Source organism: Acidovorax sp. LjRoot204, assembly GCF_056175785.1.
This window is the reverse complement of record NZ_JBGFFF010000236.1, coordinates 1-4,923: the sequence shown is the minus strand read 5'-3', so window position 1 is coordinate 4,923 and position 4,923 is coordinate 1. Positions and strand designations below refer to the sequence as shown.

The window sequence follows — 4,923 nt, the reverse complement described above, 5'->3', positions numbered from 1 at the left end:
GCGGGCACCTCCGGCACACAGTCCAGCATCGCCAACGGCTGGCCTGGCGTGTGGTTGCGCCCCAGCCAGAGCTGCCGGTCTGTCTGGCAACGCAGGCCCAGCACATGACCTTGGGTATCTGCCACAAAGTGCGCAGCCTGCAGGGTGGTCTCGGTCTGCAGGCGGGGGGTGCGCACAAACCGCAGGGCCTGCTGTGCAGGCAGCCAATCGGCGGCAATAAAAAGGTTGGAGAACGCGGGGTGCGCCTCGTCGGCCGCGTGGGTGGCCAGGGTGATGTCCAAGGCCGAGATCAGCTCCAGCTCGATCACCGCGTCGCCCAGGTTGCTCACCACCACCTTGCGCAGTTCGATGTCGTCTTCCGGGCTCACCCACACCGTGGTGTGCACGCGCAACCCCGGCCACAGTGCATCAAAACACACGCGGTCGGTGTGGAAGATGCTGCCGTACACCGCTCGCGCGTCGGGAGCGGGGTGGCTGGTGACGGACACGGGCACGCTGGAGCCCAACTGCCGCACATACAGAAAACTGCCGTGCGCATCGCGCAGCGCATCGTCGCGCCAGCGGGTGATGCCCGTCTGGTGCCAGCGGCTCCACCCTGCCCCATTGGCGCGCAGGGTGACGCTGTAGCGCCCGTTGCCCAGCAGGTGTGTCGGCTCCAGCGCGTGGGCACCCGGGGTGACAGAGCGCACATGGTCCGGCGTTTTTTGCTGGCGCGCATGCAGCGGCAGACGCGGCGGTGTCGCCTGCAAGGTGGGGAGCTCGCGCGGGGCGCGCTCCTGCAGCAACGGCAGCACGGCCTCAATGCGGGCATGCGCCGTGCCCCAGCGCTGGGCCACGCCGCTGAGCAGCACATTGGCCAGCGCCACGATGGTCATGCCCTGGTGGTGGGCCATGTAGGTGCTGACCAGGGTAAACCGCTCGCCGTGGGTCTGCCGTTCGGGCGTGAAGTCCAATGCCTCGTAGAAGCCGTAGCGCCCACGCGCCGACAGCGCTTCCAGGGTGCGGAAGTTGGCGCAGGCTGCTCGGGCATCCACCTGCGTGGCCAGCGCCGTGGCATAGGGCGCAATCACCATCTCGCCCACCGGCGTGCGGCGCAAGGCCAGGCGCGGCACACCCTGCGGCGCGTACTGGTACGCCAGGGTGTGGTCGCGCCCAGCATAGGCGCATTCAGAGATGCCCCAGGGCATATCTTTGCCCAGCCCCTGCACCAGCGCCACCTGCTCGCGCAGGGCCGACCGCCCTGCCTCGCCCAGGGCGCTGTGATACGGCTCAGCCATGACCAGCGTGGGCATCAGGTACTCGAACATCGAGCCCGACCACGAGCGCAGCACCGCATGGTGGCCGCTCGCGAAAAACGGCCGCCCCAGGGCCGCCCAGTGTTTCACCAGCAGGTCGCCCTTGGCCACAGCCAGGAGGCTGGTGGTGCGCGACTCGGACGCGAGCAGGTCATAAAACGAGGTGTCCAACTGCTGCTCGTCCACCCGGTAGCCAATGTGCAGCAGGTGCCGCCGGGGGTGGTACAGAAACCGGAAGTCGGCCTGCCAGGCCAGGGCGTCCAGCCCCTCGGCCAGGGCCATGAGGCGGCGCGTGGTCTCGGGTGCGCCGCCGTGGTGTGCTGCTTGCTGGTCACGGTCCACCGACTGCAGTGTGGCCAGGTGGTCGGCCAGCAGCCACAGCAGTTCGTCCTGTTCGGTGGGCGGGCTGTGCACGATGGCCGGGTGGCGTGGCTGGGCCATGCTGCGCAGTTCGTCCTGCGCCTGCGCCAGCAGCGCGCGAAACGCCGTGGCCTCGGGCAGATGCGCTGCGTCTGGCGGGCGCACGCCAAGCAGGCGGCTCAGCGCAGAGGGGTGGTGCAACCCGCGCATGCCGGGGTGGTGGATGCCCAGCCGGGGCTGCAGCCGCGCCAGCGATGCGCGAATGGCCTGCTCGCCCGCCTGCGGCGACAGCGGCTGCGCCGCCAGCGCATGGCAGGCCTGCGCCACGGCCACCAGTTGGGCGCAGAGGTTGCCGCTGTCCACCGTGGACACATAACGCGGGTGCAGAGGCTGCAGGGTTTCGGTGTCGTACCAGTTCAGGAAGTGGCCCCGGTGCCGTTCCATCACTTGCAGGGTCGCGAGGGTGGCTTCGAGCCTGTCGAGCAGCTCCAGCGTGCCGATCCAGCCGAACTGGCGCGCGCAACTTGCGCTCAGCAGGTACAGCCCGATGTTGGTGGGCGAGGTACGGTGCGCCACCATTTCATACGGGGCGGTCTGGAGGTTGTCGGGCGGCAGGTGGTGGTTGTGGGCATCCACACAGCGCTCGAACAATCGCCAGGTGTCGCGCGCCACGCCGTGCAACAGGTCCTGGTCTTGTGCCGACAGTGTTGGGTTGCCCAGGCCAGACGGAACGCGGTTGGCCAGCCACACCAGCAGCGGCGACAGCGCCCACAGCGCCAGCAGCGGTCCCGCCAAAGTCCAAGGTGCCAAGGTTCCACCGGCCCACAGCGCCACGCCACAGCCCAGCGCCAGCAACGGTGCCGCCTTGTGTCTGCGCAGCGTTGCCGCCAGGCCTGTGATCAAGGTGTTCTGCGCAGCCTCGGCCGTGGTCCACTCCAGCAGGTGCCAGCGGCTCACGGCCTGCCGGTGGACGGTGCGCACCACGGCATCGCCCAGCAGCAGCGCTTGCTGCGGCAGCAGGGCCAGGTGCCACACACCACTGGCCAGGGCGCGCAACAGGTCGCCCGAGGCTTCGTGCACAAAGCGCATGCCGACCAGCCCAAAACGCCTGGGCACCCAGCCCGCCAGCGCCCCCATCAAGGGCGCAGCCACATAGGCCGCCACCACCAGCGCGAGCGTGCTGGCCAAAGGCAGGCCCAGTCCCGCCAGGGCCAACACCACCAGCACTAGCGATGCGGGTGCCACGAGCGAGCGGCGCAGGTTGTCCAGCAGCTTCCAGCGGTTGATGGGCGAAAGGCCCCAGCGCTGGGCATGGACCAGAAAGGGCCACAGCTGCCAGTCGCCCCGCGTCCAGCGGTGCAGGCGGGCGGCGGCGGTATCGCTGTGTTCGGGCTCCGCCTCCACCAGCGTCACATCGCTCACCACGGCGCAGCGTGCCAGCGCACCTTCGAGCAGGTCGTGGCTCAGCACCTGGTCGGCTGGCAGGCGCCCGCCCAGCACGGCGTGCACGGTGGCCACATGCAGCAGGCCCTTGCCGGTGAAGCTGCCTTCGGCAAAAAAATCCTGGTACACGTCGGAGGTCATGGCGCTGTACGGGTCCAGCCCCTGCTGGCCCGAAAACAGCCACTGCCACAACGAGGTGGCGACAAAAGTGGGCAGTGGCGCCAGCACCCGGGGCTGCAGGATGCCGTAGCCCTGAACCACGCGCTGGCCTGTGGCATCCAGCCGAGGTTGATTCTCGGGGTGCTCGGCCACGCCCACCAGGCTGCGCAGGCGGCCCGGGGGCAGCTGCGTATCGCTGTCCAGCGTGAGCACATAACGGGTCTGCGGTGCCAGGTGCGAGAGTTCGTCCAGGTCCAGAAAGGCGCCCTGCCCCCTGGTGGCGAGTGCGGCCACCAGCTGTTCGAGCTTGCCGCGCTTGCGCTCCCAGCCGATCCACTGCTGCTGCGTGGGGCTGTAGGTGCGCGCGCGGTGCAGCAGCACAAAACGCGGGGCACTGCCTGGAGTGACGGGGTGCTGATGATTCAGGGCCTGCATCTGGCTCTGGGCATGGGCCAGCAGCGGGCCGTCTTCGGGCAGGTCTTGCACATCGGCATCCACACCGTCGGTCAGCAGCGCAAATTGCGCACAGGGCTCGGGGTTGGCCAGGTAATGCAGGTGCAGGCGGTGCACCAGCCGGTCGATGGTGCCGGTGCTGCTGAGCAGGGCCGGGATCGCCACCAAAACGCGTGCCGATGCCGGAATGCCCGCTGGCAGCAGGTAGCGGGGCATGTAGGTGGGCCGGACGGATTCGCCAATGAGCCGGTTCACCACGGCCACCACGATCTCGGACACGGGCAGCAGCAACAAGACGGCGAGCAGCGCCAAGCCCGCAAGATGGGCTGCGCTGGTATCGGGCCCCGCCTGCACACCCCACAGGGGCGCCATCAGCCAGGCCAGCAGACCGAGCGAGCCCAGCAGCAAGGCGCCCAGGTACAACGGCACGCGCGACAGACCCACCGCAGAACGCCACAGGGCCAACGCATCGGCGGTATGTCGGCGCACGCCCAGGGCATGCTCCAGCTGGCCGCGCCCGGCGCCTTGCAGCCAATAGCCTGCCAACGCCTGTTCAGCCCCAGTCTCATCCTGAGGCTCACGGTCTGCGCCCGACATCAGCAACAGCAGCGTCCGCGCCACCGCGGCCTCGCCCTGCCCGCTGCGGGCCGAAAGGTTTTCAATGCCATGCAAGGTGGTGTTGCGGGTGGACTCGTCTTCGGCCGCAAACACGGGCGACTGCAGCATGGCGCGCAGCACCAGGCTGGTCTGGCTGATGATGTCGGACCAGTCGGCAGCGCCCACCCGCCGCAGTGCGGTAACGGCATTGCCCATGCTCAGCTGGTCGGCCGCCTGGTTAATCTGTTGCTGGGCCTGCAACGCCACCAGGTCGGGCACCGCGGACAACAACCACTGCTGCACGGGCGATGGCGTGCCTGCAGCGGCATGCCCGCCCACCACGCCGCGCCCCATCATCGACTGCGCCAGGTGGGCGAGAAACACCGGGGCCACGCCGCGCCGCTCCATGGCGGCGCAGGCAGCATCCAGTGTCAGCCCGTTCAGGTCCTGGCTGCGCGCGGCGCACAGGCTGGCCAGCTCCTGCGCGGCCTTATGGCTGGCCAGGCGCTCGGCCAGGCGGCGCAGGTTTTCGAKSAGCACCACRCGCAKCGTGGTGGGCARCGCCCACAGCTCGCCCTGGCTCAGCTCACGGGTCTCCTGGTAAGCGTTCAGGTAC

The 4,923-nt window shown here is 69.1% G+C and carries 1 protein-coding gene; it reads right to left on the bottom strand.

What is annotated here, in order from left to right:
• The coding region (locus tag AC04MI_RS23420) for a glucoamylase family protein (RefSeq protein ID WP_476498831.1) at positions 1-4,923 on the bottom strand (4,923 nt) is incomplete at both ends.